This is a genomic window from Pseudomonas sp. HMSC066A08, from assembly GCF_001813025.1.
Classification (GTDB): Bacteria; Pseudomonadota; Gammaproteobacteria; order Pseudomonadales; family Pseudomonadaceae; genus Pseudomonas; species Pseudomonas aeruginosa.
Window position 1 is genome coordinate 188,207 of record NZ_KV811305.1, and the last position, 26,868, is coordinate 215,074.

Genomic DNA, 26,868 nt, shown 5'->3' on the forward strand with positions numbered 1-26,868 from the left:
TCGATGATCCTTGCGGGCCTTGCCGGCGGTGGGTGCAGTCTCCCGCCGGTTCCTCTGGCTGGCGTCATTGACGGGCCGGCCGTCTCCCGAGAAAGGATCAGTCCATGGCAATCGAGTACCGCATCACGCTGGACGACCAGCATCAGCTCAACTATCGCATCGAGCTGGAGCGGCACTACGACCCGCAGGCGGCGGCCGCGGCGCCGCGCTGGACGCGCCTGGAGCACAATCGCTGCAGCAACTGCCCGCTCGATCGCGAACGCTACAGCCATTGTCCGGCGGCGGTCGACCTGCACGGGGTGATCGAGGATTTCCGCAACCTGCCGGCGTTCCGCAAGGCCGGCATTTGCGTGCGCACGCCGGAGCGCGAGTACATCAAGCAGGCGGGCCTGGAGGAAGGACTGCGCGCGCTGATCGGCTTGATCATGGCCAGCAGCGCCTGTCCGCTGCTGGCGCCGCTGAGGCCGATGGCCATGCAGCACCTGCCGTTCGCCAGCAACCAGGAGTTCGTGCTGCGGGTGGTGCCGCTGTACCTGATGCGCCAGTATTTCAATTTCCGCGAGGGGCGGCATGCCGATTGGGAACTGAAAGGGCTGGTGCGGCTGTTCCAGCAGTTGCAACTGGTCAACCAGGCGTTCTGGCAGCGAATCCACGACACCTGTGTCAGCGATTCCAACCTGAAGGCGTTCCTGACCTTCTTCTCGCTGTCGTCGAGCATCAGCTATTCGCTGGAAACCCAGTTGCAGAAGATCCGCCCGCTGGTGATGAGCGCCGAGGAAACGCTCGGCTGAGGCGCAAGCCCCGGCCGAGCGGGAGAGATCAGGCTTTCTTCAGGTGCACCGCGAGCACGTCGCAGGGCGCGCCGTGCAGCACGTCGTTGGCAGTGGAGCCGAGCAGCAGCGCCAGGCCATGGCGACCGTGGCTGCCGACCACGATCAGGTCGCAGGCCTGCTCCGCGGCGAGGCGGTGGATTTCCTGGCGCGGTTGCCCGTAGACCAGGTGGCGCTGCTCGCTGCCGAGGTCCGGATAGCGCACGGCGAAGGCATCCAGGCGTTCACGGGCCTGGTCGAACTGCTGCTGTTGCAACATCGACAGGTCCATCGGCACGTCCCCACCGAAAGCCATGGCCATGGGCTCGACCACATGCACCACCGAGAGCCGGGCCTGGTTGCTGGTGGCCAGGGCCGCCGCACGCTTCATCACCGGGTCGCATTCGTCGGTCAGGTCGACGGCGACCAGAATGTGTTGATAGGGCATGAACGTCTCCTCCCAGAAGGGGATAGTGTTTTCATTATGGACTTTCGCGCCGCGCGTGGAACCTGTTCCGTTGCGCTGGGCAAAAAGCTGCTCCGCCGTGGCTGCATTCGCCTGTAAACTGCGCCTCCCTTGGCGACTGCGACCGATCCTGCCTGTGCGCGCGGATCGAGGCAAATGCCTTAACCGTTTTTCGAGTGTCCGTTCCTTATGACCACTTGGCTGGTGATCCTGCTGCTGGCTGTCATGCTCAGTCCCCTGGCCTGGCTGATGCCGTCCAACAGGCAGCGCGGCAAGATGGCCCTGCGCCTCGAGGCGCGCCGTCTCGGCCTGGCCATGCAGCTCGCGCGCCAGGATTGGCCGCATTGGCTCGAGAGCTCTCCGCCGACGTCCTGCGCGCAGTTCCACTGCCCGCGCCGACGCGGCCGGGAGGCCTGGTGCTATTGGCAGAATACCCCGGGCCAGTGGCTGAACCAGTGGCGCGAGCCGTGCGCGGACGATGAGTTGCTGGACGCCCTGCACAGCCTCCCCGGGGATGTCTACAAGGTGGAGGCGACCGCCCAGTTCCTTGCCCTGTATTGGGGCGAGGGCGGCGATAGCGCCGACCTCGGGCGCATCGCCGAATTTCTCCGCCAGCGCGCCTGAGGCTGCGCGCCGAGGTTCATTGGTTGCGCGCGGCATACAGCGCGGCGACCTTCTCCAGGCCATCGATGATCCGGTCTGCATTCTTGTTGACCAGGAACGGCACGCTGTTCTGGTTGTAGTTGCGCAGGGATTTCTCGATGTAGTGCCACTTGATCGCCACGCTGCGCAGCGCCCTGGCGATCTCCTCGTCGTTCTGCGGCGCCTGCTGCAGCTTCAACAGGTTGACCGAAAAGCGGCTGGCCAGGTCGTCCAGTGGACGCTCCTCGCCGCCGCCGAAGAAGCTGGCACCCACCGACGCGTTGCGCGAGGCATAGTCCAAGGCAATGCCCTGCATCAGCAGGCTCTGTTCGCGGCTCTGCTCGGTGAGCGTCGGCACCGTGGCGGCGTTTTCCCGTTGCAGGCTGCGATACAGCTGGCCGCCGAGGTCCATCAGTTGCTGGTTGCGCCGTGCCAGGTCGGCGACCGGTTGCAGGTCGCTGTAGCCCTTGTTGCGCACCGCGCCGGTCAGCTTGTCGAGGTCTCGCGCATAGTCCTGCCATTGCTCGCGAAGCTGGCCCAGCAGGCGCCGGGATTCGCTGCCGTTCACGCCGTCGAGTCGCTGCAGGCGGGCCTGCGCCGTATGCGCCGAGCTTTCGATCAGGCTGGCGTAGCGCTGATCGCCTTCCTGGCCGACGTACATGAAGAAGGCGTTCAGGGATTTCTGCGTGGCGAGCCGCATCTGGTGCAGGGCGAGCAGGTCATCGGCGGTCCCTGCCGCGAAGGCGGGCAGGCTGAGCAGGCCGAGCAGGGCCAGACAAAGAGTGAACGGACGGCAGGTCATGGGTTCCATCTCCATGTGGCCCTGGAGGCCTTCTTGTTGTTCTTTTGTAACGGCCCGTGGCCGATCATGCATGGCGATCTGCGGCGACTCTAGCCTGCCTTTCCGCGCCGGGACAAGCGCCCACGGCACCGATCATCGAACATCTGAATGGTCCGACAGAGGCTGGCTGAATGGCCCTGCGCAGAGGGTCTGGAGGAGGGCAGGTGTTTTCCGGATGGCTGATTGACAATTCCCGGCTTTTGCCGGAATGTGTGCGCACCCAAGTCAAACGGGCGTATGAATCGAGCGTTTGCCTCGCGCAGGCCTCGACAATAGAGACCCGGTTATCGCGTCGGCGGGTGTGCCGAAGGGTTTGGGACTATGCTCGGCGGTTGCCGAAAGGGTCCCGACACGGCGTCCGATGTGTAAGTTCAAGCTTCCATAATAGCGTGGAGATCAGTTGATGATTTACCAAGGTAAAGCCATCACGGTTAAGCCTCTTGAGGGCGGCATCGTCGAGTTGAATTTCGATCTCAAGGGCGAGTCCGTCAACAAGTTCAACCGTCTCACCCTCAGTGAGTTGCGTGCGGCAGTCGATGCGATCAAGGCCGATGCATCGGTCAAGGGCGTGATCGTGACCAGCGGCAAGGACGTGTTCATCGTTGGTGCCGACATCACCGAGTTCGTTGACAACTTCCAGCTGCCCGACGAGGAACTGATGGCGGGCAACCTCGAAGCCAACAAGATCTTCAGCGACTTCGAAGACCTGGACGTACCCACCGTTGCCGCGATCAACGGCATCGCCCTCGGCGGCGGCCTGGAGATGTGCCTGGCCGCGGACTTCCGCGTGATGAGCGCGACCGCCAAGGTCGGCCTGCCGGAAGTCAAGCTGGGCATCTACCCGGGCTTCGGCGGCACCGTCCGCCTGCCGCGCCTGATCGGCTGCGATAACGCCGTCGAGTGGATCGCCTCGGGCAAGGAAAACAAGGCGGAGGACGCCCTGAAGGTCGGCGCCGTCGACGCCGTGGTCGCTCCCGAGCAACTGCAGGCCGCTGCCCTCGACCTGGCCAAGCGCGCCGTCGCCGGCGAGCTGGACCACAAGGCACGGCGCCAGCCGAAGCTGGAAAAGCTGAAGCTGAATGCAATCGAGCAGATGATGGCCTTCGAAACCGCCAAGGGCTTCGTCGCCGGCCAGGCCGGTCCGAACTACCCGGCGCCGGTGGAAGCCATCAAGAGCATCCAGAAGGCCGCCAACTTCGGCCGCGACAAGGCGCTGGAAGTCGAAGCCGCCGGCTTCGTCAAGCTGGCCAAGACCTCGGTCGCGCAGAGCCTGATCGGCCTGTTCCTGAATGACCAGGAACTGAAGAAGAAAGCCAAGAAATACGACGAAGTCGCCAAGGACGTGAAACTGGCCGCCGTGCTCGGCGCCGGCATCATGGGCGGCGGCATCGCCTATCAGTCGGCGCTCAAGGGCACCCCGATCCTGATGAAGGATATCCGCGAAGAGGGTATCCAGATGGGCCTGAACGAGGCCGCCAAGTTGCTCGGCAAGCGCGTCGAGAAGGGTCGCCTGACCCCGGCGAAGATGGCCGAGGCGCTCAATGGCATCCGTCCGACCATGTCCTATGGCGACTTCGGCAACGTCGACATCGTCGTCGAAGCCGTCGTCGAGAACCCCAAGGTCAAGCAAGCCGTACTCGCCGAAGTGGAAGGCGCGGTGAAGGAAGACGCGATCATCGCCTCCAACACCTCGACCATCTCCATCAGCCTGCTGGCCCAGGCGCTGAAGCGTCCGGAAAACTTCTGCGGCATGCATTTCTTCAACCCGGTGCACATGATGCCGCTGGTGGAAGTGATCCGTGGTGAGAAGACCGGTGAAACCGCCATCGCCACCACCGTCGCCTACGCCAAGAAGATGGGCAAGAGCCCGATCGTGGTCAACGATTGCCCTGGCTTCCTGGTCAACCGTGTGCTGTTCCCGTACTTCGGCGGCTTCGCCAAGCTGCTGAGCTTCGGCGTCGACTTCGTGCGCATCGACAAGGTGATGGAGAAGTTCGGCTGGCCCATGGGCCCGGCCTACCTGTCCGACGTGGTCGGCATCGACACCGGCCACCATGGCCGCGACGTCATGGCCGAGGGCTTCCCGGACCGCATGGCGGTCGAGGGCAAGACCGCCGTCGACGTGATGTACGAGGCCAACCGCCTGGGCCAGAAGAACGGCAAGGGCTTCTACGCCTACGAGACCGACAAGCGCGGCAAGCCGAAGAAGGTCACCGATCCGCAAGCCTACGAAGTGCTCAAGCCGATCGTGGTCGAGCAGCGCGAAGTGACCGACGAGGACATCGTCAACTTCATGATGATCCCGCTGTGCCTGGAAACCGTGCGTTGCCTGGAAGACGGCATCGTCGAGACCGCTGCCGAGGCCGATATGGGCCTGATCTACGGCATCGGCTTCCCGCCCTTCCGTGGTGGTGCTCTGCGCTACATCGATTCGATCGGTGTCGCCGAGTTCGTGGCCCTGGCCGACAAGTACGCCGAGCTGGGCGCGCTGTACCACCCGACCGCGAAGCTGCGTGAAATGGCCAAGAACGGTCAGAAATTCTTCGGTTAATCGCGGAACGACTAGAGCGAGAGTGAATTTATGAGCCTGAATCCGAGAGACGTCGTCATTGTCGACTTCGGCCGCACCCCGATGGGTCGTTCCAAGGGTGGCATGCACCGCAACACCCGCGCCGAGACCATGTCGGCGCACCTGATCAGCAAGCTGCTGGAGCGCAACCCGAAGGTCGACCCGGCCGAAGTGGAAGACGTGATCTGGGGCTGCGTCAACCAGACCCTGGAGCAGGGCTGGAACATCGCGCGCATGGCGTCGCTGATGACCCAGATCCCGCACACCAGCGCCGCGCAGACCGTCAGCCGCCTGTGCGGTTCGTCGATGAGCGCGCTGCACACCGCCGCCCAGGCGATCCAGACCGGCAATGGCGATGTATTCGTCATCGGCGGCGTGGAGCACATGGGCCACGTCGGCATGATGCATGGCGTCGACCCGAACCCGCACCTGTCCCTGTACGCGGCCAAGGCCTCGGGCATGATGGGCCTGACCGCGGAAATGCTCGGCAAGATGCACGGTATCAGCCGTGAGGCGCAGGACAAGTTCGGCGCGCGTTCGCACCAACTGGCGTGGAAAGCCACCCAGGAAGGCAAGTTCAAGGACGAGATCATCCCGATGGAAGGGTATGACGAGAACGGTTTCCTGAAAGTCTTCGACTTCGATGAGACCATTCGTCCGGAAACCACCGTCGAGACCCTGGCCGAGTTGAAGCCGGCGTTCAATCCGAAAGGCGGCACCGTGACCGCGGGGACCTCCTCGCAGATCACCGACGGCGCCTCCTGCATGATCGTGATGTCGGCCCAGCGCGCCCAGGATCTGGGCATCCAGCCGATGGCGGTGATCCGCTCCATGGCCGTGGCGGGTGTCGATCCGGCGATCATGGGCTACGGCCCGGTGCCGTCGACCAACAAGGCGCTCAAGCGCGCCGGCCTGACCATCGCCGACATCGACTTCGTCGAACTCAACGAAGCCTTCGCCGCCCAGGCCCTGCCTGTGCTGAAGGACCTCAAGCTGCTCGACAAGATGGACGAGAAGGTCAACCTCCACGGCGGCGCCATCGCCCTGGGTCACCCGTTCGGTTGCTCCGGTGCGCGCATTTCCGGCACCCTGTTGAACGTGATGAAGCAGAACGGCGGTACCCTTGGCGTGTCCACCATGTGCGTGGGCCTGGGACAGGGTATCACCACCGTCTTCGAGCGCATCTAAGCGTTCGTAGAAGGGGAAAGCCGGGGCCTCGTGCCCCGGCTTTCGTTTTTCAGTGTCAGCCGTTTCCGGCTGCATCGAGCAAATGACGCCCCGGGAGCGCGGGTTTGCCTATTGTGCGATCCGTGCCTATACCGGGCTGTTGTATGTCGGCATTGTGCCGTTGTTTTCCGATTTTCGAGACAAGGTAAGGAACATGGACCTGCAGGCTGGGCTCTATCGTCATTACAAGGGACAGAACTACCGGGTCCTGGGTGTCGCTCGACATTCGGAGACGGAAGAGGCGCTGGTGATCTACCAGGCGCTGTACGGCGAATTCGGTCTCTGGGTGCGTCCGCTGGAGATGTTCACCGAGGCCGTGGAGGTCGATGGCGAGTGGGTGCCGCGCTTCGTCCTGGTGAGTCCCGAGGCCGATCCCCTGGGCTTGCAGAAAGCTCCCGACGGGGAAGACCGCGCTTGACCTTGGCTCGTTCGCCACTATATATAGCGGTGCCGCGCTAGTCGCTCCCTCCTTTATATTCATCTTTTCGACGCAGGAACCTTCCGATCCATGGGTAAATCGCTGGTCATCGTGGAATCCCCGGCCAAGGCCAAGACCATCAACAAGTACCTGGGCAGCCAGTACGTGGTGAAGTCGAGCATCGGCCACATCCGTGACCTGCCCACCAGTGGTTCGTCGAGTTCCAAGGAGCCGGCGGCCAAGGGCCGCAAGAGCGCCTCCGAGGCGCCGGCGCTGTCACCGAAGGAGAAGGCCAGGCGCCAACTGGTCTCGCGCATGGGGGTCGACCCCGAGCATGGCTGGAAGGCCAAGTACGAGATCCTGCCGGGGAAGGAAAAGGTCATCGACGAGCTGCGCCGCCTGGCCAAGGACGCCGACACCGTCTATCTCGCGACCGACTTGGACCGCGAAGGGGAGGCCATCGCCTGGCACCTGCGGGAAGCCATCGGCGGCGACGAAAGCCGCTACAAGCGCGTGGTGTTCAACGAAATCACCAAGAAGGCCATCCAGGAGGCCTTTTCCCAGCCCGGCGAGCTCGATATCAACCGGGTGAACGCCCAGCAGGCGCGGCGTTTCCTCGACCGCGTGGTCGGCTACATGGTCTCGCCGCTGCTCTGGCAGAAGATTGCCCGCGGGTTGTCCGCCGGCCGCGTGCAGTCGGTGGCGGTGAAGCTGGTGGTGGAGCGCGAACGCGAGATCCGCGCCTTCGTCCCGGAAGAGTACTGGGAAGTGCATGCCGACCTCGGTACCGCCAAGGGCGCCAACGTGCGCTTCGAGGTTACCCGCGAGAAGGGCGAGGCCTTCAAGCCGCTCAACGAAGCCCAGGCCATGGCGGCCCTGGAAAAGCTCAAGGCGTCGGCCTATAGCGTCGCCAAGCGCGAGGACCGGCCGACCTCCAGCCGTCCCTCGGCGCCGTTCATCACTTCCACCCTGCAGCAGGCGGCGAGCAACCGCCTGGGTTTCGGGGTGAAGAAGACCATGATGATGGCCCAGCGTCTCTACGAGGCCGGCTACATCACCTACATGCGTACCGACTCGACCAACCTGTCGGCCGATGCCATTGGCATGGTCCGCGGCTTCATCGAAGACGAGTTCGGCCAGAAGTACCTGCCGGGCAAGGCCAACGTCTACTCGAGCAAGGAGGGCGCCCAGGAAGCGCACGAGGCGATCCGTCCTTCCGATGTCAACCTCAAGCCGACCCAGCTGTCCGGCATGGAGCGCGACGCCGAGCGCCTGTACGACCTGATCTGGCGCCAGTTCGTGGCGTGCCAGATGACCCCGGCCGAATACCTTTCGACCAGCGTGAGCGTCACCGCCGGCGATTTCGAGCTGCGCGCCAAGGGCCGCATCCTCAAGTTCGACGGTTATACCCGGGTACTGCCGCAGCAGAGCAAGCCGGGCGAGGACGACGTCCTGCCGGAAATGAAGGAAGGCGAGAACCTCAAGCTGATCAAGCTCGAGCCGAGCCAGCACTTCACCAAGCCGCCGGCGCGCTACTCCGAAGCGAGCCTGGTCAAGGAACTGGAGAAGCGCGGTATCGGCCGCCCCTCGACCTACGCGGCGATCATCTCCACCATCCAGGAGCGTGGCTACGTAACCACCCACAACCGCCGCTTCTATGCGGAGAAGATGGGCGACATCGTCACCGATCGGCTCAACGAGAGCTTCGCCAACCTGATGGACTACGGCTTCACCGCCGGGATGGAGGAGCATCTCGACGACGTGGCCCAGGGCGAGCGCGACTGGAAGCACCTGCTCGACGAGTTCTACGGCGATTTCAAGAAGAAGCTCGAGGTGGCCGAAGTCAGCGAAAAAGGGATGCGCGCCAACCAGCCGACCCTGACCAACATTCCCTGCCGCGAGTGCGGCCGGCCGATGATGATTCGTACGGCCTCCACCGGCGTGTTCCTCGGCTGCTCGGGCTACAGCCTGCCGCCGAAGGAACGTTGCAAGGCGACCGTCAACCTGATTCCCGGCGACGAGATCGCCGCGGACGACGAGGGCGAGTCCGAGTCGCGGGTGTTGCGTGGCAAGCATCGCTGCCCGATCTGCAGTACCGCGATGGACGCCTACCTGCTGGACGAGAAACACAAGCTGCATATCTGCGGCAACAACCCCGACTGTCCGGGCTACGAGATCGAGGAAGGCCAGTACCGGATCAAGGGCTACGAAGGGCCGAGCCTGGAATGCGACAAGTGTGGGAGCGAGATGCAGTTGAAGACCGGCCGTTTCGGCAAGTTCTTCGGTTGCACCAATCCGACCTGCAAGAACACCCGCAAGCTGCTGAAGAATGGCGAGGCGGCGCCGCCGAAGATGGACGCCATCCGCATGCCTGAATTGAAGTGCGAGAAGGTGGACGATATCTACGTGTTGCGCGACGGCGCTTCGGGCATGTTCCTGGCCGCCAGCCAGTTCCCGAAGAACCGCGAGACCCGCGCGCCGTTGGTAAGCGAGATCATCCCGCACAAGGCCGAGCTGGATCCCAAGTACCATTACCTCTGCGACGCCCCGCAGAAAGACCCGGACGGCCGTCCCGCGGTGATCCGTTTCAGCCGCAAGACCAAGGAGCAGTACGTGCAGTCCGAGGTCGATGGCAAGCCCACCGGCTGGCGCGCCTTCTACGATGGCGGCAAGTGGAAGGTCGAAGACAAGCGCTGATGGATGGCGCGCCCGCTTGCATGGGGCGCGCTTATACTGCGCGAAGGCCGGGCGCTGACCTGGCCTGCGCTCCGCATTCCTTCCAGTTTTAACCGGGAGTACCGGCATGGCCCAAGAGCTTTATACCCGCACCAACCAGAAGCTGTATTTCGCCGGGTTGGCTCTGGAGGCCTGGAAGCGAGCCGATGCCGAGCGGGCGATGAATGCCCAGGCGATCATTCAGGCGGAGCGCGAGTCGGCGCTGTTCCACCTTTATGGCGCAGTGCTCGGCGTATGCCATGAGATCGCCGGTTACTACCGTCTGCCGCAGGCTGCCGCTCCTCGCGTGGATGCATTGCTGAATGCCGAAGTGCTGGCGGCCGCGCCCAGCCCCGAGCTGGCTGAACTGGTGGAGTTGGCGTCGCAGCCGGAAACCTGGCTGGGCCAGTTGCTGGGCGCCTACTCCGAGCTGTTCCTGCCGCCGCGACCGACCAAGGCAGCGAAGATCGACCCCAGCACACCGTTGATCGTTGCCGTGAGTATCGACGAAGACGCTCCCTTGCTTTCTCGCGAGACCCTCGAGGAATGGCGGCAGTCGTTGAAGCAACTGGTCCTGCGTTTTCGCGAGAGCCTGACGGAGCTGTAACGCCGTCGTCATTCGCCGATCAGCGGTAGGAAATTTTCCTACCGTTCCACTCGGTTGATTTGCCAGCAAAAAAATTTAGCGGGTGCCGTCCGGGCGCTCTGGAACCGCCGTTACAGGCGCGAGAGCGGAACCGGAAGGCGGTTGCGGGCTAGGGATGCACTGGATGGGCTGTTACAATGTCGCGTCTTCGTAGAGAGCGTCTGTCATGCCAACATCCTTCCTTGAAATCGTAGAAATGCCCGACGGGCGCATCGTGCTGCGTCGCGCCGATGACGAGGAGGCGTTGGTGACCCTGGAGTTCTCCGGGGACGCGAAGAATTTCCTGCAAGGCCAGCATGTCGAAGTGGCCAAGGCCATGTTCAATGTCGGCGTGCAAATGGCCGGTCGTCTTGCCGAGGGCGAGATGGAGCACGACGAAGGCCCCCGCGTCCTGCACTGAACGCTGTCCCCCGCCGTTTTTCAACCCAGACGAATATTCAGGCTCTGTGCTTGGCCCAGTTGGGCGGCGCGGGACAGTTGCTTGCGCGCCGCCCGGCTCAGCGGTTCCAGCCAACTGACCACGGTGTGGCTGCGGCCCAGGCGCAAGGCCTCGCAACTGAGCGCCAGGGCAGCGGCGTTGTCCTTCGCCTGTAGTAGCAGGATGCGCTCGCGGTTCAGGCCGGCGCGGCGCAGCCATTCATGGGTCAGGCTCGCCGGCGGAGCGATCAGGGTCAGCCAGCGGGCATCCTGTTCCTCGCTGAGCTCGCGGAGAATCGGCGCGAGCAGGGTCAGGCAGTGCCCCGGCAGGCCGCTGAGCGAAAGTTCGCTAAAGGCAGCGGGTTCCTCGATGGAGCTGGAAGGGCTGTCGATGACATCGTCGAGCAAGGGAGCGCCGTTGCTGGCCCAGAACGCTTCCTGGAACAGTGGCAACTGGGCGCTGGGCAGCGAGTGGGAGGTCTGCATGGTATCTCCTGTCAGCGCCGGATCACGCCGACGCTCAAGCCTTCGATGATCAGTTCCTGCTCCTTCAGATCGACTTCGATCGGAGCGAACTCAGGGTTTTCCGCCAGCAGCCAGACCTTGCTGCCTTCGCGCTTGAAACGTTTCACTGTGACCTCCTCGCCGATCCGCGCGACTACCACCTGGCCGTTGCGCGCTTCGCGGGTGACGTGGACGGCCAGCAGGTCGCCGTCGAGGATGCCGATGTCCTTCATGCTCATGCCGCGCACGCGCAACAGGTAGTCGGCGCGAGGATTGAAGAAGGCGGGATTGATCCGGCAGGATTCCTCGATGTTCTGTTCGGCGAGGATCGGTGCGCCGGCGGCGACACGTCCGATCACCGGCAGGCCCTCATCGTCGTTGGCGGCATGCGGTTCGAAGCCGGGAATGCGGATGCCGCGAGAGGCGCCCGGAGTCATTTCGATGGCACCCTTGCGCGCGAGCGCCTTGAGGTGCTCCTCGGCGGCGTTCGGCGACTTGAAGCCGAGTTCCTGGGCGATTTCCGCCCGGGTCGGCGGAAAGCCGTGGTCTTCCAGGCAGCGCTTGATGAAGGAGAGGATCTCGGCTTGGCGGGGCGTCAGCTTCTGCATGTCGTCGCTCTGTGTTTTTATCCAGTGACTGGGATTATATACAGTGAGCGAGGCGTGGCAATGATTTTCCGCATGACATTTCGCCCTGCGTCACGATGAAGTTGGCCAGTGTCTTGCTTCCGTTTTTCGGGACTTCTCTGTAATTTTCCTGACTGGTGCGTCATCTGCCGCTTGACAAGGGATGTGGCTGAAACGTATGTTTCAAACAAGTGTTTGTCAGGCGGAGAAACCATGGCCCAGTCGGAAACCGTCGAACGCATTCTCGATGCGGCGGAACAGCTGTTCGCGGAAAAAGGCTTCGCCGAAACCTCGTTGCGTCTGATCACCAGCAAGGCCGGGGTCAACCTGGCGGCGGTGAATTATCACTTCGGTTCGAAGAAGGCGCTGATCCAGGCGGTGTTCTCGCGCTTCCTCGGGCCATTCTGCGCCAGCCTGGAAAAGGAACTGGATCGTCGCCAGGCCAAGCCCGAAGCCCAGCACGCCACCCTGGAGGACCTCCTGCACCTGCTGGTGTCCCAGGCGATGGCGGTGAAGCCGCGCAGCGGCAACGACCTGTCGATCTTCATGCGCTTGCTCGGCCTGGCCTTCAGCCAGAGCCAGGGGCACCTGCGCAAGTACCTGGAAGAGGTCTACGGCAAGGTTTTCCGGCGCTACATGCTGCTGGTCAACGAGGCTGCGCCGAAGCTGCCGCCCATCGAGCTGTTCTGGCGCGTGCACTTCATGCTCGGCGCGGCCGCCTTCAGCATGTCGGGGATCAAGGCCCTGCGGGCGATGGCGGAAACCGATTTCGGCGTGAACACTTCCACCGAGCAGGTGATGCACCTGATGGTGCCGTTCTTCGCTGCCGGCATGCGCGCCGAGAGCGGTATCGACGATCCGCTGCTGGCCGGGGCGCAACTGCGCCCGCGGAACAAGACGCCCGCCAAGGCCTGATCGCAGACGGCGCCCCAGGGCGCCGTTTTCCTTCCTCCTTTCTCTATGTTCCGGGCGGAACTCCATGCGCCGGGCCGGCTCCATTGGCAGGCGCGCGGTACTGCCCCGGGACTTAAGTCTTTCTGCCGGGTGCAGTACAGTGTGCGCTGTCTGAGGCCCGTGACGGCGGGCTTCGCTGATTTCCAGGCCATAGGACTTTTCATGCAAGGCTCTCTGATGCTCGACATCGGCGGCACCTGGCTGACCGCCGAGGACCGCCAAATCCTGCGCCACCCCGAGGTGGGCGGACTGATCATCTTCGCTCGCAACATCGAGCATCCTGCCCAGGTTCGCGAACTGTGTGCGGCCATTCGCGCCATCCGTCCCGACCTGTTGCTGGCCGTCGACCAGGAAGGAGGGCGCGTGCAGCGCCTGCGCCAGGGATTCGTGCGCTTGCCGGCGATGCGCGCGATCGCCGACAACCCCAATGCCGAAGAGCTGGCCGAGCACTGTGGCTGGCTGATGGCGACCGAGGTGCAGTCGGTCGGCCTCGACCTGAGTTTCGCGCCGGTGCTGGATCTCGATCACCAGCGCAGCGCCGTGGTCGGTAGCCGCGCCTTCGAGGGCGACCCGGAGCGTGCCGCGCTGCTTGCCGGTGCTTTCATTCGCGGCATGCATGCCGCCGGGATGGCCGCCACCGGCAAGCATTTTCCCGGTCACGGCTGGGCCGAGGCCGATTCCCATGTGGCGATTCCCGAAGACGCGCGCAGTCTCGAGGAAATCCGGCGCAGCGACCTGGTTCCGTTCGCCCGCCTGGCCGGACAGCTCGACGCGCTGATGCCGGCCCATGTGATCTATCCGCAGGTCGACCCGCAGCCCGCCGGCTTTTCCCGGCGCTGGTTGCAGGAGATCCTGCGCGGCGAGCTGAAGTTCGACGGGGTGATCTTCAGCGACGACCTGTCGATGGCCGGCGCCCATGTAGTCGGCGACGCCGCCAGCCGCATCGAGGCCGCCCTGGCCGCGGGCTGCGACATGGGCCTGGTGTGCAACGACCGGGCTTCGGCCGAGCTGGCCCTGGCAGCCCTGCAACGCCTGAAGGTGACGCCGCCGTCGCGCCTGCAACGCATGCGCGGCAAGGGCTATGCGAATACCGACTATCGCCAGCAGCCGCGCTGGCTGGAAGCACTGTCCGCGTTGCGCGCCGCGCAACTGATTGATTGAGGGAGCTGTCGATGAGTGTCTACGCGATTATCGGAGGAACCGGCCTGACCCAGCTGGATGGGCTGACCCTGAGCGAGTCCCTGCCGATCGAAACGCCGTATGGCGCGCCGTCCGCGCCGCTCCAGCGTGGCCGCTACGCCGGGCGCGAGGTGCTGTTCCTGGCACGTCACGGTCATCCGCACCGCTTCCCGCCGCACCAGGTGAACTACCGGGCCAATCTCTGGGCGCTGAAGCAGGCGGGTGCCGAGGCGGTGATCGCGGTGAACGCGGTGGGTGGCATCCATGCGGCGATGGGAACGGGGCACCTGTGCGTGCCGCACCAACTGATCGACTACAGCTCCGGACGCGAGCACACCTATTTCGCCGGCGATATCGAGCATGTCACCCATATCGACTTCAGCCACCCCTATGACGAGCCGTTGCGCCAGCGCCTGATCGAGGCGTTGCGTGCGTTGGGGCTCGGGCACAGCAGCCATGGGGTCTACGCCTGCACCCAAGGGCCGCGCCTGGAAACGGTGGCGGAAATCGCTCGGCTGGAGCGGGACGGCAACGATATCGTCGGTATGACCGGCATGCCCGAGGCGGCACTGGCCCGCGAGCTGGACCTGCCCTACGCCTGCCTGGCGCTGGTGGTCAATCCCGCGGCGGGCAAGTCTGCGGGGATCATCACCATGGCCGAAATCGAACAGGCGTTGCACGATGGCATCGGCAAGGTGCGCGAGGTGCTGGCGCGGGTCCTGGCCGGCTAGGCGGTCATCGCAACGAAAAAAAAGGCCGCTATTGCGGCCTTTTTCGCTATTGCGCAGGAGGTGCGGCGTCGAAGCCGCCTTCGACGGGAGGCGCGTCCGCCGGTGCCTGCTGTTCTTCCATTTCCATGGGATTGGGGGCGGCGGGACGGGCGCCGACCGGCACTACCTTGATCAGGATGCCCAGGCTCGGATGGTCGAGATAGGTCAGTTCGCCATTCTTCAGCCGCGTGCCCTGCCTGATGTGCTGGCTGCCGGCGAGGAAACCGTCGTCGCCGAAGCGATTGACCCAGAAGTCGGCCTCCATGTCGACGAAACGCACCTGGCTGAGGGTCAGCGTACCTTCCACCGGGAAATGATGATCCTGTTCCTGGCCTTCGCTGAGGGCGATCTTCACCGGGGTTTCGCCGATGTCCTGGCGCCAGGCCTTGTGCAGCAGCACGGTGTAGCCGTTGTCCTGGCTGAGCTTGGCGAGCTGGTTGTCGAGCGCGGTGGCACGCAGGGCGTCGCTGGCCAGCGGCTGTGCGCCGGTGGCCCAGTCGTCCGGCGCCGGCTGGCTGGACGGCACGGCATCGCCGGCCTGGCGGAACACCACCAGTTCCACCTGGTAGGGACCGCCGGCGAATGCCGCGGGGGCGGCCAGTGAGAGCAGCAGGGCAAGGCAACGGAACAAGCGCATAGGCTAATCCTTAGGTGGTTTGCGGTGTCAGGCGCTCGAACAGCGCCTCCAGGGTATTGAAGCGTTCTTCCGGTCGTTCCATGGGCACCTGGAAGCGGAACAGGGTTGCGCCTTCGAACTTGTAGCGGTTCGGCTGGCCCTGGATCAGCTTGATCAATACCAGCGGGTCGACCTGGGTATCGGCGGCGAATTCTATACGACCGCCCTGCGGTCCGGCATCGACCTTGAGTATTCCAAGTTTTTCCGCCTGCAGCTTCAGAAGGGTCAGGCGCATCAGGTTCTTCGCCGGATCGGGCAGGAGCCCGAAGCGGTCGATCATTTCCACCTGCAACTCACGCAAACCTTCCTCGTCAGGGGCGTTGGCGATGCGCTTGTAGAGGATCAGCCGGGCATGTACGTCGGGCAGGTAATCCTCGGGGATCAGCGCAGGCACCCGCAGGTTGACCTCCGGCCCGCCGCCCAGCGGCTGCTCGAGGTTCGGTTGCTCGCCCTTGCGGATGGCCTTCACCGCCCGTTCGAGCATTTCCATGTAGAGGGTGAAGCCGACCGCCTGGATCTGCCCGCTCTGGCCGTCGCCGAGCAACTCGCCGGCGCCGCGGATCTCCAGGTCGTGGGTGGCGAGGACGAAGCCGGCGCCCAGGTCCTGGGCGTTGGCGATGGCCTCCAGGCGCTTCTCCGCGTCCGGGGTCATCTGCCGGCGCGGCGGCGTCAGCAGGTAGGCGTAGGCCTGGTGGTGGCTGCGACCGACGCGCCCGCGCAACTGGTGCAACTGGGCCAGGCCGAACTTGTCGGCGCGCTCGATGAGAATGGTGTTGGCGCTGGGCACGTCGATGCCGGTCTCGATGATGGTCGAGGCCACCAGCACGTTGAAGCGCTTGTGGTAGAAGTCGCTCATCACCTGTTCCAGCTCGCGCTCGTGCATCTGTCCGTGGCCGATGCCGATGCGCGCCTCCGGGACCAGTTCGGCTAGGTCGCGGGCGCACTTCTCGATGGTCTTCACTTCGTTGTGCAGGTAGTACACCTGGCCGCCGCGCAGCAGTTCGCGGAGCAGCGCTTCCTTGATCACCGCGTTCTGCTGCTCCATGACGAAGGTGCGCACCGACAGGCGGCGCGCCGGCGGCGTGGCGATGATCGACAGGTCGCGCATGCCGGAGACGGCCATGTTCAGGGTCCGCGGGATCGGCGTGGCGGTGAGGGTGAGGATGTCCACTTCGCTGCGCAGGGCCTTGAGCTGCTCCTTCTGGCGCACCCCGAAGCGGTGTTCCTCGTCGATCACGACCAACCCCAGGTTGGCGAACTTCACGTCTTCCTGGAGCAGCTTGTGGGTCCCGATGAGGATGTCGATCTTGCCTTCGGCCAGTAGCCGCGCAGCGTTCTCGACTTCCTTGGCGCTCTTGAAGCGGCTCATCACCTCGACGCTCACCGGCCAGTCGGCGAAGCGGTCGCGGAAGCTGTTGTAGTGCTGCTGGGCGAGCAGGGTGGTGGGCACCAGCACCGCCACCTGCTTGCCGCTATGCACGGCGACGAACGCCGCGCGCATCGCCACTTCGGTCTTGCCGAAGCCGACGTCGCCGCAGACCAGGCGGTCCATGGGCCTGGGCGCGAGCATGTCGGCGACCACCGCCTCGATGGCGCCTTGCTGGTCCGGCGTCTCCTCGAACGGGAAGCCGGCCGAGAAGGTCGCGTAGTCGGCCTGCGGATCCTTGAACGCGAAGCCTTCGCGGGCGGCTCGGCGGGCGTAGATGTCGAGCAGTTCGGCGGCGACGTCGCGAACCTGTTCGGCGGCCTTGCGCTTGGCCTTCTGCCAGGTTTCCGAGCCGAGTCGGTGCAGCGGCGCCAGGGCGTCGTCGGCGCCGGTGTAGCGGGCGATCAGGTGCAGGTTGGCGACCGGCACATAGAGTTTGGCGTCCTCGGCGTATTGCAGCATGAGGAATTCCGCCTGCTGGTTGTCCACCTCGAGGGTGATCAGGCCCAGGTAGCGGCCGACGCCATGGTCGATGTGCACCACCGGCGCGCCTTCGCGCAGCTCGGTGAGGTTCTTGATCACCGCGTCGCCGCCGTCGCGGGTCTTTTCCCGGCGCCGGCGCTGCATGACGCGCTGGCCGAACAGCGGGCTTTCGGCGACCAGGGCGAGTGCCGGGTGGTCCAGCAGCAGGCCCTCGTCCAGCGGCGCGATGCTGATCGCCAGGCGTGCCTGGCTGGCGAGGAAGGCCGGCCAGCCGTCGACTTCCTCAGGGCGCAGCTTCAGTCGGGCCAGCAGTTCCAGCAGGACTTCCCGGCGTCCGGCCGATTCGGCGCAGAACAGTACGCGGCCGGGGAACTCTTCGACGAACCGGCGCAGCGCGGCCAGCGGCTCGGCGGCCTTGGCTTCGATCGCCAGGTTCGGCAGCGGCAGGGCCGGGAAGCGCTCGCGCCCGACGCCCGGCTCGACGTCCTCCTGGCTGGCGACCACCCGGGGCCAGCTCTTCAGCCGGGCGAAGCAGTCTTCCACCGGAAGGAACACTTCCGCCGGCGGCAGCAATGGTCGTTCCGGATCGACCCGGCGGTCCTCGTAGCGGCTGCGTACGTCGTTCCAGAACTGCTCGGCGGCCTGTTCGATGCCGGGCAGGGAGAACACCTGGGTGTCTTGCGGCAGGTAGTCGAAGAGCGTCGCGGTTTCCTCGAAGAACAGCGGCAGGTAGTACTCGATTCCCGAGGGTGTCAAACCGCTGGCGAGGTCCTGGTAGATCGGGCAGCGCCGGTAGTCGACGTCGAAGCGCTCGCGGAAGCGGCCGCGGAAACCGGTGACCGCTTCCTTGTTCAGGGGGAATTCGCGCGCCGGCAGCAGGCGGATCGACTCGACCTTGTCGATGGAGCGTTGGGTCTCCGGGTCGAAGGTGCGCAGGGTCTCGATCTCGTCGTCGAACAGGTCGATACGGAAGGGCAACTCGCTGCCCATCGGGAACAGGTCGATCAGCGCGCCGCGGACGGCGAACTCGCCGTGCTCGTAGACCGTGTCGACGCAGCGGTAGCCGGCGCCTTCCAGGCGCAAGCGCATCCGCTCGACATCGAGTTTCTGGCCGACGTCGAGGACCAGGCTGCTGCCGAGCAGGAAGCGGGTCGGCGCCAGGCGGTGCAGGGCGGTGGAGATCGGCACCACCAGCACGCCGTGCTTGAGCTGCGGCAACTGGTAGAGGGCGGCGATGCGCTGGGAAATGATGTCCTGGTGCGGCGAAAAGACGTCGTAGGGCAGGGTTTCCCAATCGGGGAAATGCAGTACCGGCAGGTCGGGGGCGAAGAACCGCAGTTCCTGTTCCAGGCGTTCGGCATTCTGGCTGTCGGCGGTCAGCAGCAGGGTGAAGCGCTTGGCGGAACTGGCGGCCTCGGCGACAGCCAGGCTCAGCGCGGCACCGGGGAGGTTGCCCCAGTGTTGCTTGCCGGCGCTGGCCGGCAGGCTGGGAAGACGCAGTACGGACACGGGCAAGCTGGGCTCCGGTCGGGAATTTGACCCGCCGGATTGTAACTTTCCCGACTGCTGGATGTCAGTCTTCCGACTGCTGCAGATTGCCGAGCCTGGCCGGCACGGTCATAATGTAGCCCCTTTTTTCATCCCCTACATGTGGAAGGTATTGCCCGTGACTCAGAAGCCCGACCAGTGTCTCGGTGAATGGATCGATCGTGAAGCCATCGCGGAAGCCATGATCCCGCTGATTGGCCAGCTCTACCGCAATAACAATGTGGTGACCTCGATCCATGGCCGTGGTCTGATCAACCGCTCGGTGATCGCGATCATGAAGGCGCATCGTTTCGCCCGTCATCGCATGGCTGATGACGCCGAGCTGTCGGTTCACGAGACGTTCCCGATCCTCAAGGCGATGAGCGAGCTCAAGCTGGGCGCCGCTTCCGTCGATCTGGGCAAGATGGTCGCCAAGTTCAAGGCAGAAGGTAACGGCCGCAGCATCGAGGACTTCGTCAAGGCCGAGCTGGCCGAGGTGGTCGGCAAGCAGAACGGCGATGCCCGCGAAGGCACCGACGTCGTGCTCTACGGCTTCGGCCGCATCGGCCGCCTGCTGGCGCGCATCCTGATCGAGAAGACCGGCGGCGGCGACGGCCTGCGCCTGCGCGCGATCGTCGTGCGCAAGGGCGCCGAGAACGACCTGGTCAAGCGGGCCAGCCTGCTGCGTCGGGACTCGGTGCACGGTCCGTTCGACGGCACCATCACCATCGACGAAGAAAACAACACGCTGACCGCCAACGGCAACCTGATCCAGGTGATCTACTCCAACGACCCGGCGTCGATCGACTACACCCAGTACGGCATCAAGAACGCCCTGCTGGTCGACAACACCGGCAAGTGGCGCGACGCCGAAGGCCTCGGCCAGCACCTGAAGTGCCCGGGGATCGATCGCGTGGTCCTTACCGCTCCGGGCAAGGGCGCGCTGAAGAACATCGTGCACGGTATCAACCACACCGACATCGGCGCCGACGACAAGATCATCTCGGCCGCCTCCTGCACCACCAACGCCATCGTGCCGGTGCTGAAGGCCGTCAACGACCAGTACGGCATCGTCAACGGTCACGTCGAGACCGTTCACTCGTACACCAACGACCAGAACCTGATCGACAACTTCCACAAGGGCAGTCGTCGTGGCCGCAGCGCGCCGCTGAACATGGTGATCACCGAGACCGGTGCCGCCACCGCCGCGGCCAAGGCCCTGCCGGTGCTGAAAGGCAAGCTGACCGGCAATGCGATCCGCGTGCCGACGCCGAACGTGTCCATGGCGATCCTCAACCTGAACCTGGAAAAGTCCACCACCCGCGAAGAGATCAACGAGTACCTGCGCCAGATGGCCATGCACTCGGACCTGCAGAAGCAGATCGACTTCGTCAGTTCCCAGGAAGTGGTTTCCACCGACTTCGTCGGTTCGCGCCATGCCGGCGTGGTGGACGCCGAGGCGACCATCTGCAACGACAACCGTGTCGTCCTGTACGTGTGGTACGACAACGAGTTCGGCTACAGCTGCCAGGTAGTGCGCGTGATGGAAGACATGGCTGGGGTCAACCCGCCGGCCTTCCCGCGTTGATGCGCAAGGCGTAGAGGAAAACGGGAGCTCTCGGGCTCCCGTTTTTCATTTCTGTGGATAACCAGAACAAGAAACTACTCACTTCGATTTAGGGTTTTTCAATGGATGGTCAACATCTGCACCAGGGCGAGCTGAAGCGTGGCCTGAAGAATCGCCACATCCAGTTGATCGCGCTGGGCGGGGCGATCGGCACCGGGCTGTTCCTCGGCTCGGCGGGCGTCATCAAGACGGCCGGCCCGTCGATGATCCTCGGTTACGCCATTGGCGGCTTCATCGCCTTCCTGATCATGCGCCAGCTCGGCGAGATGATCGTCGAGGAGCCGGTGGCCGGCTCCTTCAGTCACTTCGCACACAAGTACTGGGGCGGCTTCGCCGGTTTCCTCTCCGGCTGGAACTACTGGGTGCTGTACATCCTGGTGGGCATGTCGGAGCTGACGGCGGTGGGCAAGTACATCCAGTATTGGTGGCCGGACGTGCCGACCTGGGCGACGGCGGCGGCGTTCTTCGTGCTGATCAATGCGATCAACCTGGCCAACGTGAAAGCCTTCGGCGAGACCGAGTTCTGGTTCGCGATCATCAAGGTAGCGGCGATCATCGGCATGATCCTGCTCGGTATCTACCTGCTGGTCGGCGGCGGTGGCGGGCCGCAAGCCTCGGTGAGCAACCTGTGGGACCGCGGCGGCTTCTTCCCCAACGGTCTCAGCGGCCTGGTGATGACCCTGGCGATCATCATGTTCTCCTTCGGGGGGCTGGAGCTGGTGGGTATCACCGCCGCCGAGGCGTCCGAGCCGCGGAAGGTGATCCCGAAGGCGATCAACCAGGTGATCTACCGGATCCTGATCTTCTATATCGGCGCCCTGGCGGTGCTGCTCTCGCTGTATCCATGGGACCAGTTGGTGGAGACCATCAACGCTTCCGGCGACGACTACAGCGGCAGCCCGTTCGTGCAGATCTTCTCGTTGATCGGCAGCGGTACCGCGGCCAACATCCTCAACTTCGTAGTACTCACCGCGGCATTGTCGGTCTACAACAGCGGCGTCTACTGCAATAGCCGGATGCTCTACGGCCTGGCCGCCCAGGGTGACGCGCCGAAGGTGCTGATGTCGGTGGACCGCCGGGGCGTGCCGGTGCTCTCGATCCTGGTCTCGGCGCTGATCACCTTCCTCTGCGTGATCGTCAATTACGTATTGCCGCACAAGGCGCTGGAACTGCTGATGTCGCTGGTGGTGGCGGCGCTGGTGATCAACTGGGCGATGATCAGCCTGTCGCACCTGAAGTTCCGCGCGGCGATGAAGCGCCAGGGCGTGGACACCTTCTTCAAGGCGCTCTGGTCGCCGTTCAGCAACTACCTGTGCCTGGCCTTCGTGGTGTTCATCCTTGGCATCATGCTGATGATCCCCGGGATCAACATCTCGGTGTACGCCATTCCATTCTGGCTGCTGCTGATGTGGTTGTGCTACCGGGTCAAGCTGTCGCTGGCGGAAAGGCGCGGGCTCGGCCAGCAGGCCTGAGCCTACGGGTGGCGCGGGACGGGGGCTTCGGCTCCCGTTTTTCATTTCGCACGGGCATGTTTTTCTGTCGTGTTCTGTTACGCGTTTCAAGACCCGGTGTGCGGCTTGGGTGGCTCCCGGGGAGGTGGCTCTTTATAATCCCGGGGTTACCTTGCGGGGCCATTCATCAATCGTGCCAATTCAGTACGTTGCGCGCGATGATGGTCATTTTCTGACTTGGGCCTCGTCTTTTCTGTCCACGACCACTAGGCACTAGACATGATCAAGATAAAACGTGGCCTGGACCTGCCCATCAGCGGCGCCCCCGAACAGCGCATCGAGGCAGCACGCCCGGTACGCAGCGTGGCGTTGATCGGTTTCGACTACCACGGCATGAAGCCGACCATGGCGGTGCAGGTAGGCGACCGGGTGAAGCTGGGGCAGGTGCTGTTCACCGACAAGAAGAATCCCTCCGTCAGCTATACCGCACCCGGCGCCGGTGTGGTCAGTGCCATCCATCGTGGCGAGAAGCGCGTCCTGCAATCGGTGGTCATCGATCTCGACGGCGACGAGCAACTGGAGTTCGCCCGTTACCCCGCTGACCAACTCGCCACGCTGAGCGCCGAGCAGGTCCGCGACAACCTGTTGCAGTCGGGCCTGTGGACCGCGCTGCGGACCCGGCCGTTCAGCAAGGTGCCCGATCCCGAGTCCAGCCCCAGTTCGATTTTCGTCACTGCCATCGATACCCAGCCGCTGGCCGCCGATCCGCAGGTGGTTATTGCGGAGCAGGGCGAGGCCTTCCAGGCCGGACTGACGGTGCTCGGGCGCCTGGCCCGGGTGTTCCTGTGCAAGGCGGAAGGCGTTTCGCTACCCGGCGAGGCGCTCTCCGGCGTGACCGCGCAAGCCTTCGCCGGTCCGCATCCGGCGGGCCTGCCCGGCACCCATATCCATTTCCTCGACCCGGTGGGTGCCGGCAAGAGCGTGTGGAACCTGAACTACCAGGACGTGATCGCCATCGGCAAGCTGTTCACGACCGGGCAATTGTGGACCGAGCGGGTGATCGCCCTGGCCGGTCCGGTGGTGGAAAAGCCGCGTCTGGTGCGCACCCGCTTGGGCGCCAGCCTCGACGAACTGGCCGCCGGCCAGTTGCAGCCGGGCAACAACCGGCTGATCTCCGGCTCCGTGCTGGGCGGTCGCACCGCCCATGGCGCCTACGCCTACCTGGGGCGCTACCACCTGCAGTTGTCCTGCCTCAAGGAGGGCGACCAGCGCGAGTTCCTCCACTACCTGCGCGCCGGGGTGGAAAAGCATTCGCTGCTCAACGTGTTCGTCTCCAGGCTGCTCGGCGGCAAGCGCTTCGCCTTCACCACCAGCACCAACGGCAGCCCACGGGCGATGGTGCCGGTAGGCAACTACGAGGCGGTGATGCCGCTGGATATCCTGCCGACCCAACTGCTGCGCTACCTGATCGTCGGCGACACGGAAATGGCCCAGAAGCTCGGCGCCCTGGAGCTCGACGAAGAGGACCTGGCGCTGTGCAGCTACGTCTGCGCCGGCAAGTACGAATACGGCCCGATTCTGCGGGACAATCTGGCACGCATCGAGCAGGAGGGCTGAGCCATGGGTTTGCGTAACCTGCTCGACAAGGTCGAGCATCATTTCGAGAAGGGCGGGCGCTACGAGAAGTGGTACCCACTGTACGAAGCCGTGGACACCTTCCTCTATCGTCCCGGCAGCGTCACCCGCACTACTGCACACGTGCGCGACGGCATCGACCTGAAGCGCATGATGATCATCGTCTGGCTGTGCACCTTCCCGGCGATGTTCTTCGGCATGTACAACGTCGGCCACCAGGCCAACCTGATCTTCGCCCAGAGCCCCGACCTGCTGAGCGCCCAGGATGGCTGGCGCTTCGCCCTGATCGGCGCGCTGGCCGGGTTCGACCCGAACAGCCTGTGGGATTGCCTGGTCCAGGGCGCCGCGTATTTCCTGCCGGTGTACCTGACCACCTTCATCGTCGGCGGTTTCTGGGAGGTGCTGTTCGCCAGCATCCGCCGCCACGAGGTCAACGAAGGCTTCTTCGTCACCTCGGTGCTGTTCGCCCTGACCCTGCCGCCGTCCGTCCCGCTGTGGCAGGTAGCCCTGGGGATCAGCTTCGGCGTGGTGCTGGGCAAGGAAGTGTTCGGCGGCACCGGGAAGAACTTCCTCAATCCGGCATTGGTCGGCCGGGCCTTCCTGTTCTTCGCCTATCCGGCGCAGATGTCCGGCGACGCGGTATGGACCTCGGTGGACGGCTTCGCCGGCGCCACCTCGCTGAGCCTGGCCGCCGCCGGCGGGGTGGACAACATCCTCGGCCACGGCCTGACCTGGATGGATGCCTTCCTCGGCCACATGCAGGGTTCGATGGGCGAGACCAGCACCCTGGCGATCTTCATCGGCGGCGCCGTGCTGCTGCTGACCCGCATCGCCTCCTGGCGCATCGTCGCCGGGGTGATGCTGGGGATGGTCGCCATGAGCTACCTGTTCAACGCCATCGGCTCGGCCAGCAACCCGATGTTCGCCATGCCCTGGTATTGGCACCTGGTCACCGGCGGCTTCGCCTTCGGCATGATCTTCATGGCCACCGACCCGGTCTCGGCGTCCATGACCGATACCGGCAAGTGGCTGTTCGGCGCCCTGATCGGCGTGATGGTCATGCTGATCCGGGTGGTCAACCCGGCGTTCCCGGAAGGCATGATGCTGGCGATCCTGTTCGCCAACCTGTTCGCACCGCTGATCGACCATTTCGTCGTTCAGGCCAACATCAAGCGGAGGCTGGCGCGCAATGGCTAATCAAGAATCCACCACCCGCACACTGCTGGTAGCCCTGGTGGTGTGCCTGGTCAGCTCGGTGTTCGTCGCTGGCGCGGCGGTGGCGCTGAAGCCGACCCAGGCGGAAAACCGCCTGCTCGACAAGCAGCGCAGCATCCTCGCCATCGCCGGTCTCGGCGAGCCGGGCATGTCCGGCAAAGAGGTCAAGGCGCTGTTCGACAGTCGCATCACTGCCAAGATGGTCGACCTGCAGAGCGGCACCTTCAGCGATGCCCAGGACCCGCTCGGCTACGACCCGCTGAAAGCGGCCAAGGACCCGGCGCTGTCGGACGCGCTGCCCGCCGCCGAGGACATCGCCTCGATCAAGCGCCGCGAGCGCTATACCACGGTCTACCTGGTGGAGACCGACGGCAAGCTCGACACCCTGATCCTGCCGGTGCGCGGCTACGGTCTTTGGTCGACCCTGTACGGCTTCCTGGCGCTCAAGGGCGACCTCAATACGGTCGCCGGCTTCGGCTTCTACCAGCATGGCGAGACCCCCGGTCTCGGCGGCGAGGTCGACAATCCGAAATGGAAGGCGCTGTGGGTCGGCAAGACCCTCTACGACGCCCAGGGCGATCTTGCCGTACAGATCATCAAGGGCTCGGTGGACCCGCAGTCGGCGAAGGCGACCCACCAGGTCGACGGCCTGGCCGGCGCCACCCTGACCAGCAAGGGTGTCGACAACCTGCTGCATTTCTGGTTCGGCAAGGACGGTTTCGACGCCTTCCTCGCCAATCTGCGCAAAGGGGAGGCGTGATGGCTGCTCAACCCACGATCCGCGAAGTCCTGTTCAATCCGGTCTTCCAGAACAATCCGATCGGCCTGCAGATCCTCGGGATCTGCTCGGCGCTGGCGGTAACCTCGAACCTGAAGACCGCTACCGTCATGGCCATCGCCCTGACCCTGGTGACCGGCTTCTCCAACCTGTTCATCTCGATGATCCGCCGGCAGATTCCCAGCTCGATCCGGATGATCGTGCAGATGGTGATCATCGCCTCGCTGGTGATCGTCGTCGACCAGGTGCTCAAGGCCTATGCCTATAGCCTGAGCAAGCAGCTCTCGGTGTTCGTCGGGCTGATCATCACCAACTGCATCGTGATGGGCCGCGCCGAAGCCTTCGCCATGGCCAACCCGCCGCTCGTGTCGTTCTTCGACGGCATCGGCAACGGTCTCGGCTACAGCGCCATGCTGCTGGTGCTGGGCTTCGTCCGCGAGCTGTTCGGCGCCGGCAAGCTCTACGGCATCAGCGTGTTGCCGACGGTCAACGATGGCGGCTGGTACCAGCCGAACGGCCTGCTCCTGCTGCCGCCTTCGGCGTTCTTCCTGATCGGCCTGATCATCTGGGCCCTGCGAACCTGGAAGAAAGACCAGGTCGAGGCCCCGGCCTACAAGATGGCCCCGCAGGTATCCAGCAAGGAGGCTTACTGATGGAGCACTACATCAGCCTGTTCGTGAAGGCCGTGTTCGTCGAGAACATGGCGCTGGCGTTCTTCCTCGGCATGTGTACCTTCATCGCCATCTCGAAGAAGGTGGAGACCGCCATCGGCCTGGGTATCGCGGTGATCGTGGTGCAGACCATCACGGTGCCGGCCAACAACCTGATCTACACCTACCTGCTCAAGGACGGCGCGCTGGCCTGGGCCGGGCTGCCCGAGGTGGACCTGAGCTTCCTCGGCCTGCTCAGCTACATCGGGGTGATCGCCGCCATCGTGCAGATCCTCGAGATGCTCCTCGACAAGTACGTACCCAGCCTCTACAACGCGCTGGGCGTGTTCCTGCCGCTGATCACGGTGAACTGCGCGATCATGGCCGGCTCGCTGTTCATGGTCGAGCGCGACTACAACCTTGCCGAGAGCACGGTGTACGGCGTCGGCTCGGGCTTTTCCTGGGCGCTGGCGATCGCCGCGCTGGCGGGTATCCGCGAGAAGCTCAAGTACAGCGACGTCCCCGAGGGCCTGCAGGGCCTGGGGATCACCTTCATCACCATCGGCCTGATGTCGTTGGGCTTCATGTCGTTCTCCGGCGTGCAGTTGTAAGGAGAG

At 64.4% G+C, this 26,868-nt stretch carries 24 protein-coding genes; 18 read left to right on the forward strand and 6 right to left on the reverse strand.

Translation table 11 applies throughout. The features are described from left to right. Positions 1 to 104 precede the first annotated feature (104 nt). On the forward strand, positions 105 to 791 hold the full coding sequence (locus HMPREF2886_RS17100) for a DUF6901 family protein (protein WP_003091213.1): 687 nt from the start codon (positions 105 to 107) through the stop codon (positions 789 to 791). 28 nt (positions 792 to 819) lie between these two features. Here the strand turns inward: HMPREF2886_RS17100 and HMPREF2886_RS17105 are convergent, their stop codons facing one another. Beyond that, positions 820 to 1,257, reverse strand: a complete 438-nt coding sequence (locus HMPREF2886_RS17105; protein WP_003091210.1) for a universal stress protein — start codon at positions 1,255 to 1,257, stop codon at positions 820 to 822. Between the two features lie 207 nt (positions 1,258 to 1,464). On the opposite strand from HMPREF2886_RS17105, the gene HMPREF2886_RS17110 reads away from it, so the two are divergent. Beyond that, the gene (locus HMPREF2886_RS17110) at positions 1,465 to 1,899 is read left to right on the forward strand and encodes a hypothetical protein (protein WP_033968915.1); all 435 of its coding nucleotides are present in this window, start codon (positions 1,465 to 1,467) and stop codon (positions 1,897 to 1,899) included. Between the two features lie 16 nt (positions 1,900 to 1,915). Here the strand turns inward: HMPREF2886_RS17110 and HMPREF2886_RS17115 are convergent, their stop codons facing one another. Beyond that, a complete protein-coding gene (locus tag HMPREF2886_RS17115; protein ID WP_042168980.1) occupies positions 1,916 to 2,734 on the reverse strand; it encodes a F0F1-type ATP synthase subunit beta in 819 nt (272 codons plus the stop codon). A gap of 427 nt (positions 2,735 to 3,161) precedes the next feature. Between HMPREF2886_RS17115 and fadB the strand changes: the two genes are divergently transcribed. From fadB to HMPREF2886_RS17145, 6 genes are all read left to right on the forward strand, one after another. Further along, a complete protein-coding gene (fadB, locus tag HMPREF2886_RS17120; RefSeq protein WP_003091204.1) occupies positions 3,162 to 5,309 on the forward strand; it encodes a fatty acid oxidation complex subunit alpha FadB in 2,148 nt (715 codons plus the stop codon). 30 nt (positions 5,310 to 5,339) lie between these two features. Continuing rightward, positions 5,340 to 6,515: an acetyl-CoA C-acyltransferase FadA gene (gene fadA, locus HMPREF2886_RS17125; protein WP_003113978.1), complete on the forward strand. Its 1,176-nt coding sequence runs from the start codon at positions 5,340 to 5,342 to the stop codon at positions 6,513 to 6,515. 193 nt (positions 6,516 to 6,708) lie between these two features. After that, positions 6,709 to 6,972, forward strand: a complete 264-nt coding sequence (locus tag HMPREF2886_RS17130) for a DUF1653 domain-containing protein (RefSeq protein WP_033968913.1) — start codon at positions 6,709 to 6,711, stop codon at positions 6,970 to 6,972. Between the two features lie 90 nt (positions 6,973 to 7,062). Next, a complete protein-coding gene (topA, locus tag HMPREF2886_RS17135) occupies positions 7,063 to 9,669 on the forward strand; it encodes a type I DNA topoisomerase (RefSeq protein ID WP_033975944.1) in 2,607 nt (868 codons plus the stop codon). Between the two features lie 106 nt (positions 9,670 to 9,775). Then, positions 9,776 to 10,294 (forward strand): DUF6586 family protein, encoded by a 519-nt coding sequence (locus tag HMPREF2886_RS17140; RefSeq protein WP_033975946.1) that lies wholly within the window; start codon positions 9,776 to 9,778, stop codon positions 10,292 to 10,294. 205 nt (positions 10,295 to 10,499) lie between these two features. After that, on the forward strand, positions 10,500 to 10,733 hold the full coding sequence (locus HMPREF2886_RS17145) for a hypothetical protein (RefSeq protein WP_003109483.1): 234 nt from the start codon (positions 10,500 to 10,502) through the stop codon (positions 10,731 to 10,733). A 20-nt stretch (positions 10,734 to 10,753) separates the two neighbouring features. On the opposite strand, the gene sulA is transcribed toward HMPREF2886_RS17145, so the two are convergent. Beyond that, a complete protein-coding gene (sulA, locus tag HMPREF2886_RS17150; RefSeq protein WP_033968910.1) occupies positions 10,754 to 11,236 on the reverse strand; it encodes an SOS-induced cell division inhibitor SulA in 483 nt (160 codons plus the stop codon). Positions 11,237 to 11,247: 11 nt separating this feature from the next. Next, positions 11,248 to 11,862 (reverse strand): transcriptional repressor LexA, encoded by a 615-nt coding sequence (gene lexA / locus HMPREF2886_RS17155; protein ID WP_003091196.1) that lies wholly within the window; start codon positions 11,860 to 11,862, stop codon positions 11,248 to 11,250. 231 nt (positions 11,863 to 12,093) lie between these two features. Here lexA and psrA point away from each other — a divergent pair, with 231 nt between their 5' ends. The 3 genes from psrA to HMPREF2886_RS17170 all read left to right on the forward strand — a co-directional run bounded on the left by psrA (position 12,094) and on the right by HMPREF2886_RS17170 (position 14,744). Further along, on the forward strand, positions 12,094 to 12,795 hold the full coding sequence (psrA, locus tag HMPREF2886_RS17160; RefSeq protein WP_003091195.1) for a transcriptional regulator PsrA: 702 nt from the start codon (positions 12,094 to 12,096) through the stop codon (positions 12,793 to 12,795). Positions 12,796 to 12,996: 201 nt separating this feature from the next. Next, positions 12,997 to 13,995: a beta-N-acetylhexosaminidase gene (gene nagZ, locus HMPREF2886_RS17165; protein WP_042168972.1), complete on the forward strand. Its 999-nt coding sequence runs from the start codon at positions 12,997 to 12,999 to the stop codon at positions 13,993 to 13,995. A gap of 11 nt (positions 13,996 to 14,006) precedes the next feature. After that, a complete protein-coding gene (locus tag HMPREF2886_RS17170) occupies positions 14,007 to 14,744 on the forward strand; it encodes an S-methyl-5'-thioinosine phosphorylase (RefSeq protein ID WP_039027693.1) in 738 nt (245 codons plus the stop codon). Between the two features lie 46 nt (positions 14,745 to 14,790). Here the strand turns inward: HMPREF2886_RS17170 and HMPREF2886_RS17175 are convergent, their stop codons facing one another. After that, a complete protein-coding gene (locus tag HMPREF2886_RS17175; RefSeq protein ID WP_003091190.1) occupies positions 14,791 to 15,420 on the reverse strand; it encodes a CsiV family protein in 630 nt (209 codons plus the stop codon). A 10-nt stretch (positions 15,421 to 15,430) separates the two neighbouring features. After that, the gene (mfd, locus tag HMPREF2886_RS17180; protein WP_058173611.1) at positions 15,431 to 18,877 is read right to left on the reverse strand and encodes a transcription-repair coupling factor; all 3,447 of its coding nucleotides are present in this window, start codon (positions 18,875 to 18,877) and stop codon (positions 15,431 to 15,433) included. 139 nt (positions 18,878 to 19,016) lie between these two features. Here mfd and HMPREF2886_RS17185 point away from each other — a divergent pair, with 139 nt between their 5' ends. The 7 genes from HMPREF2886_RS17185 to nqrE all read left to right on the forward strand — a co-directional run bounded on the left by HMPREF2886_RS17185 (position 19,017) and on the right by nqrE (position 26,862). Continuing rightward, positions 19,017 to 20,483, forward strand: a complete 1,467-nt coding sequence (locus tag HMPREF2886_RS17185) for a glyceraldehyde-3-phosphate dehydrogenase (protein ID WP_033968904.1) — start codon at positions 19,017 to 19,019, stop codon at positions 20,481 to 20,483. A 101-nt stretch (positions 20,484 to 20,584) separates the two neighbouring features. Beyond that, positions 20,585 to 21,994 carry an amino acid permease gene (locus HMPREF2886_RS17190; protein ID WP_003091187.1) on the forward strand — a complete coding sequence of 470 codons (1,410 nt, stop codon included), beginning with the start codon at positions 20,585 to 20,587 and terminating at the stop codon, positions 21,992 to 21,994. Between the two features lie 258 nt (positions 21,995 to 22,252). After that, positions 22,253 to 23,590 carry a Na(+)-translocating NADH-quinone reductase subunit A gene (locus HMPREF2886_RS17195; protein ID WP_033968903.1) on the forward strand — a complete coding sequence of 446 codons (1,338 nt, stop codon included), beginning with the start codon at positions 22,253 to 22,255 and terminating at the stop codon, positions 23,588 to 23,590. 3 nt (positions 23,591 to 23,593) lie between these two features. Next, a complete protein-coding gene (locus HMPREF2886_RS17200) occupies positions 23,594 to 24,805 on the forward strand; it encodes an NADH:ubiquinone reductase (Na(+)-transporting) subunit B (RefSeq protein ID WP_003109478.1) in 1,212 nt (403 codons plus the stop codon). Continuing rightward, complete coding sequence (locus tag HMPREF2886_RS17205; RefSeq protein ID WP_070747913.1) at positions 24,798 to 25,583, forward strand: Na(+)-translocating NADH-quinone reductase subunit C; 786 nt, start codon at positions 24,798 to 24,800, stop codon at positions 25,581 to 25,583. The genes HMPREF2886_RS17200 and HMPREF2886_RS17205 overlap by 8 nt, the downstream gene beginning before the upstream one ends. Next, the gene (gene nqrD / locus HMPREF2886_RS17210) at positions 25,580 to 26,254 is read left to right on the forward strand and encodes an NADH:ubiquinone reductase (Na(+)-transporting) subunit D (RefSeq protein WP_079387400.1); all 675 of its coding nucleotides are present in this window, start codon (positions 25,580 to 25,582) and stop codon (positions 26,252 to 26,254) included. Before HMPREF2886_RS17205 ends, nqrD begins: the two co-directional genes overlap by 4 nt. Next, a complete protein-coding gene (nqrE, locus tag HMPREF2886_RS17215; RefSeq protein WP_003091182.1) occupies positions 26,254 to 26,862 on the forward strand; it encodes an NADH:ubiquinone reductase (Na(+)-transporting) subunit E in 609 nt (202 codons plus the stop codon). Before nqrD ends, nqrE begins: the two co-directional genes overlap by 1 nt. Positions 26,863 to 26,868: the final 6 nt, after the last annotated feature.

Excerpts from the sequence above, each read along its gene's own strand:
- HMPREF2886_RS17105 (WP_003091210.1), bottom strand. The coding sequence starts at position 1,257 with ATGCCCTATCAACACATTCTGGTCGCCGTCGACCTGACCGACGAATGC.
- HMPREF2886_RS17190 (WP_003091187.1), top strand. The coding sequence starts at position 20,585 with ATGGATGGTCAACATCTGCACCAGGGCGAGCTGAAGCGTGGCCTGAAG.
- HMPREF2886_RS17185 (WP_033968904.1), top strand. The coding sequence starts at position 19,017 with ATGTGGAAGGTATTGCCCGTGACTCAGAAGCCCGACCAGTGTCTCGGT.
- HMPREF2886_RS17130 (WP_033968913.1), top strand. The coding sequence starts at position 6,709 with ATGGACCTGCAGGCTGGGCTCTATCGTCATTACAAGGGACAGAACTAC.
- HMPREF2886_RS17195 (WP_033968903.1), top strand. The coding sequence starts at position 22,253 with ATGATCAAGATAAAACGTGGCCTGGACCTGCCCATCAGCGGCGCCCCC.
- psrA (WP_003091195.1), top strand. The coding sequence starts at position 12,094 with ATGGCCCAGTCGGAAACCGTCGAACGCATTCTCGATGCGGCGGAACAG.
- nqrE (WP_003091182.1), top strand. The coding sequence starts at position 26,254 with ATGGAGCACTACATCAGCCTGTTCGTGAAGGCCGTGTTCGTCGAGAAC.
- HMPREF2886_RS17115 (WP_042168980.1), bottom strand. The coding sequence starts at position 2,734 with ATGGAGATGGAACCCATGACCTGCCGTCCGTTCACTCTTTGTCTGGCC.
- topA (WP_033975944.1), top strand. The coding sequence starts at position 7,063 with ATGGGTAAATCGCTGGTCATCGTGGAATCCCCGGCCAAGGCCAAGACC.
- sulA (WP_033968910.1), bottom strand. The coding sequence starts at position 11,236 with ATGCAGACCTCCCACTCGCTGCCCAGCGCCCAGTTGCCACTGTTCCAG.
- HMPREF2886_RS17110 (WP_033968915.1), top strand. The coding sequence starts at position 1,465 with ATGACCACTTGGCTGGTGATCCTGCTGCTGGCTGTCATGCTCAGTCCC.
- HMPREF2886_RS17205 (WP_070747913.1), top strand. The coding sequence starts at position 24,798 with ATGGCTAATCAAGAATCCACCACCCGCACACTGCTGGTAGCCCTGGTG.
- fadA (WP_003113978.1), top strand. The coding sequence starts at position 5,340 with ATGAGCCTGAATCCGAGAGACGTCGTCATTGTCGACTTCGGCCGCACC.
- nagZ (WP_042168972.1), top strand. The coding sequence starts at position 12,997 with ATGCAAGGCTCTCTGATGCTCGACATCGGCGGCACCTGGCTGACCGCC.
- HMPREF2886_RS17170 (WP_039027693.1), top strand. The coding sequence starts at position 14,007 with ATGAGTGTCTACGCGATTATCGGAGGAACCGGCCTGACCCAGCTGGAT.
- lexA (WP_003091196.1), bottom strand. The coding sequence starts at position 11,862 with ATGCAGAAGCTGACGCCCCGCCAAGCCGAGATCCTCTCCTTCATCAAG.
- fadB (WP_003091204.1), top strand. The coding sequence starts at position 3,162 with ATGATTTACCAAGGTAAAGCCATCACGGTTAAGCCTCTTGAGGGCGGC.
- HMPREF2886_RS17145 (WP_003109483.1), top strand. The coding sequence starts at position 10,500 with ATGCCAACATCCTTCCTTGAAATCGTAGAAATGCCCGACGGGCGCATC.
- HMPREF2886_RS17175 (WP_003091190.1), bottom strand. The coding sequence starts at position 15,420 with ATGCGCTTGTTCCGTTGCCTTGCCCTGCTGCTCTCACTGGCCGCCCCC.
- HMPREF2886_RS17200 (WP_003109478.1), top strand. The coding sequence starts at position 23,594 with ATGGGTTTGCGTAACCTGCTCGACAAGGTCGAGCATCATTTCGAGAAG.
- HMPREF2886_RS17100 (WP_003091213.1), top strand. The coding sequence starts at position 105 with ATGGCAATCGAGTACCGCATCACGCTGGACGACCAGCATCAGCTCAAC.
- HMPREF2886_RS17140 (WP_033975946.1), top strand. The coding sequence starts at position 9,776 with ATGGCCCAAGAGCTTTATACCCGCACCAACCAGAAGCTGTATTTCGCC.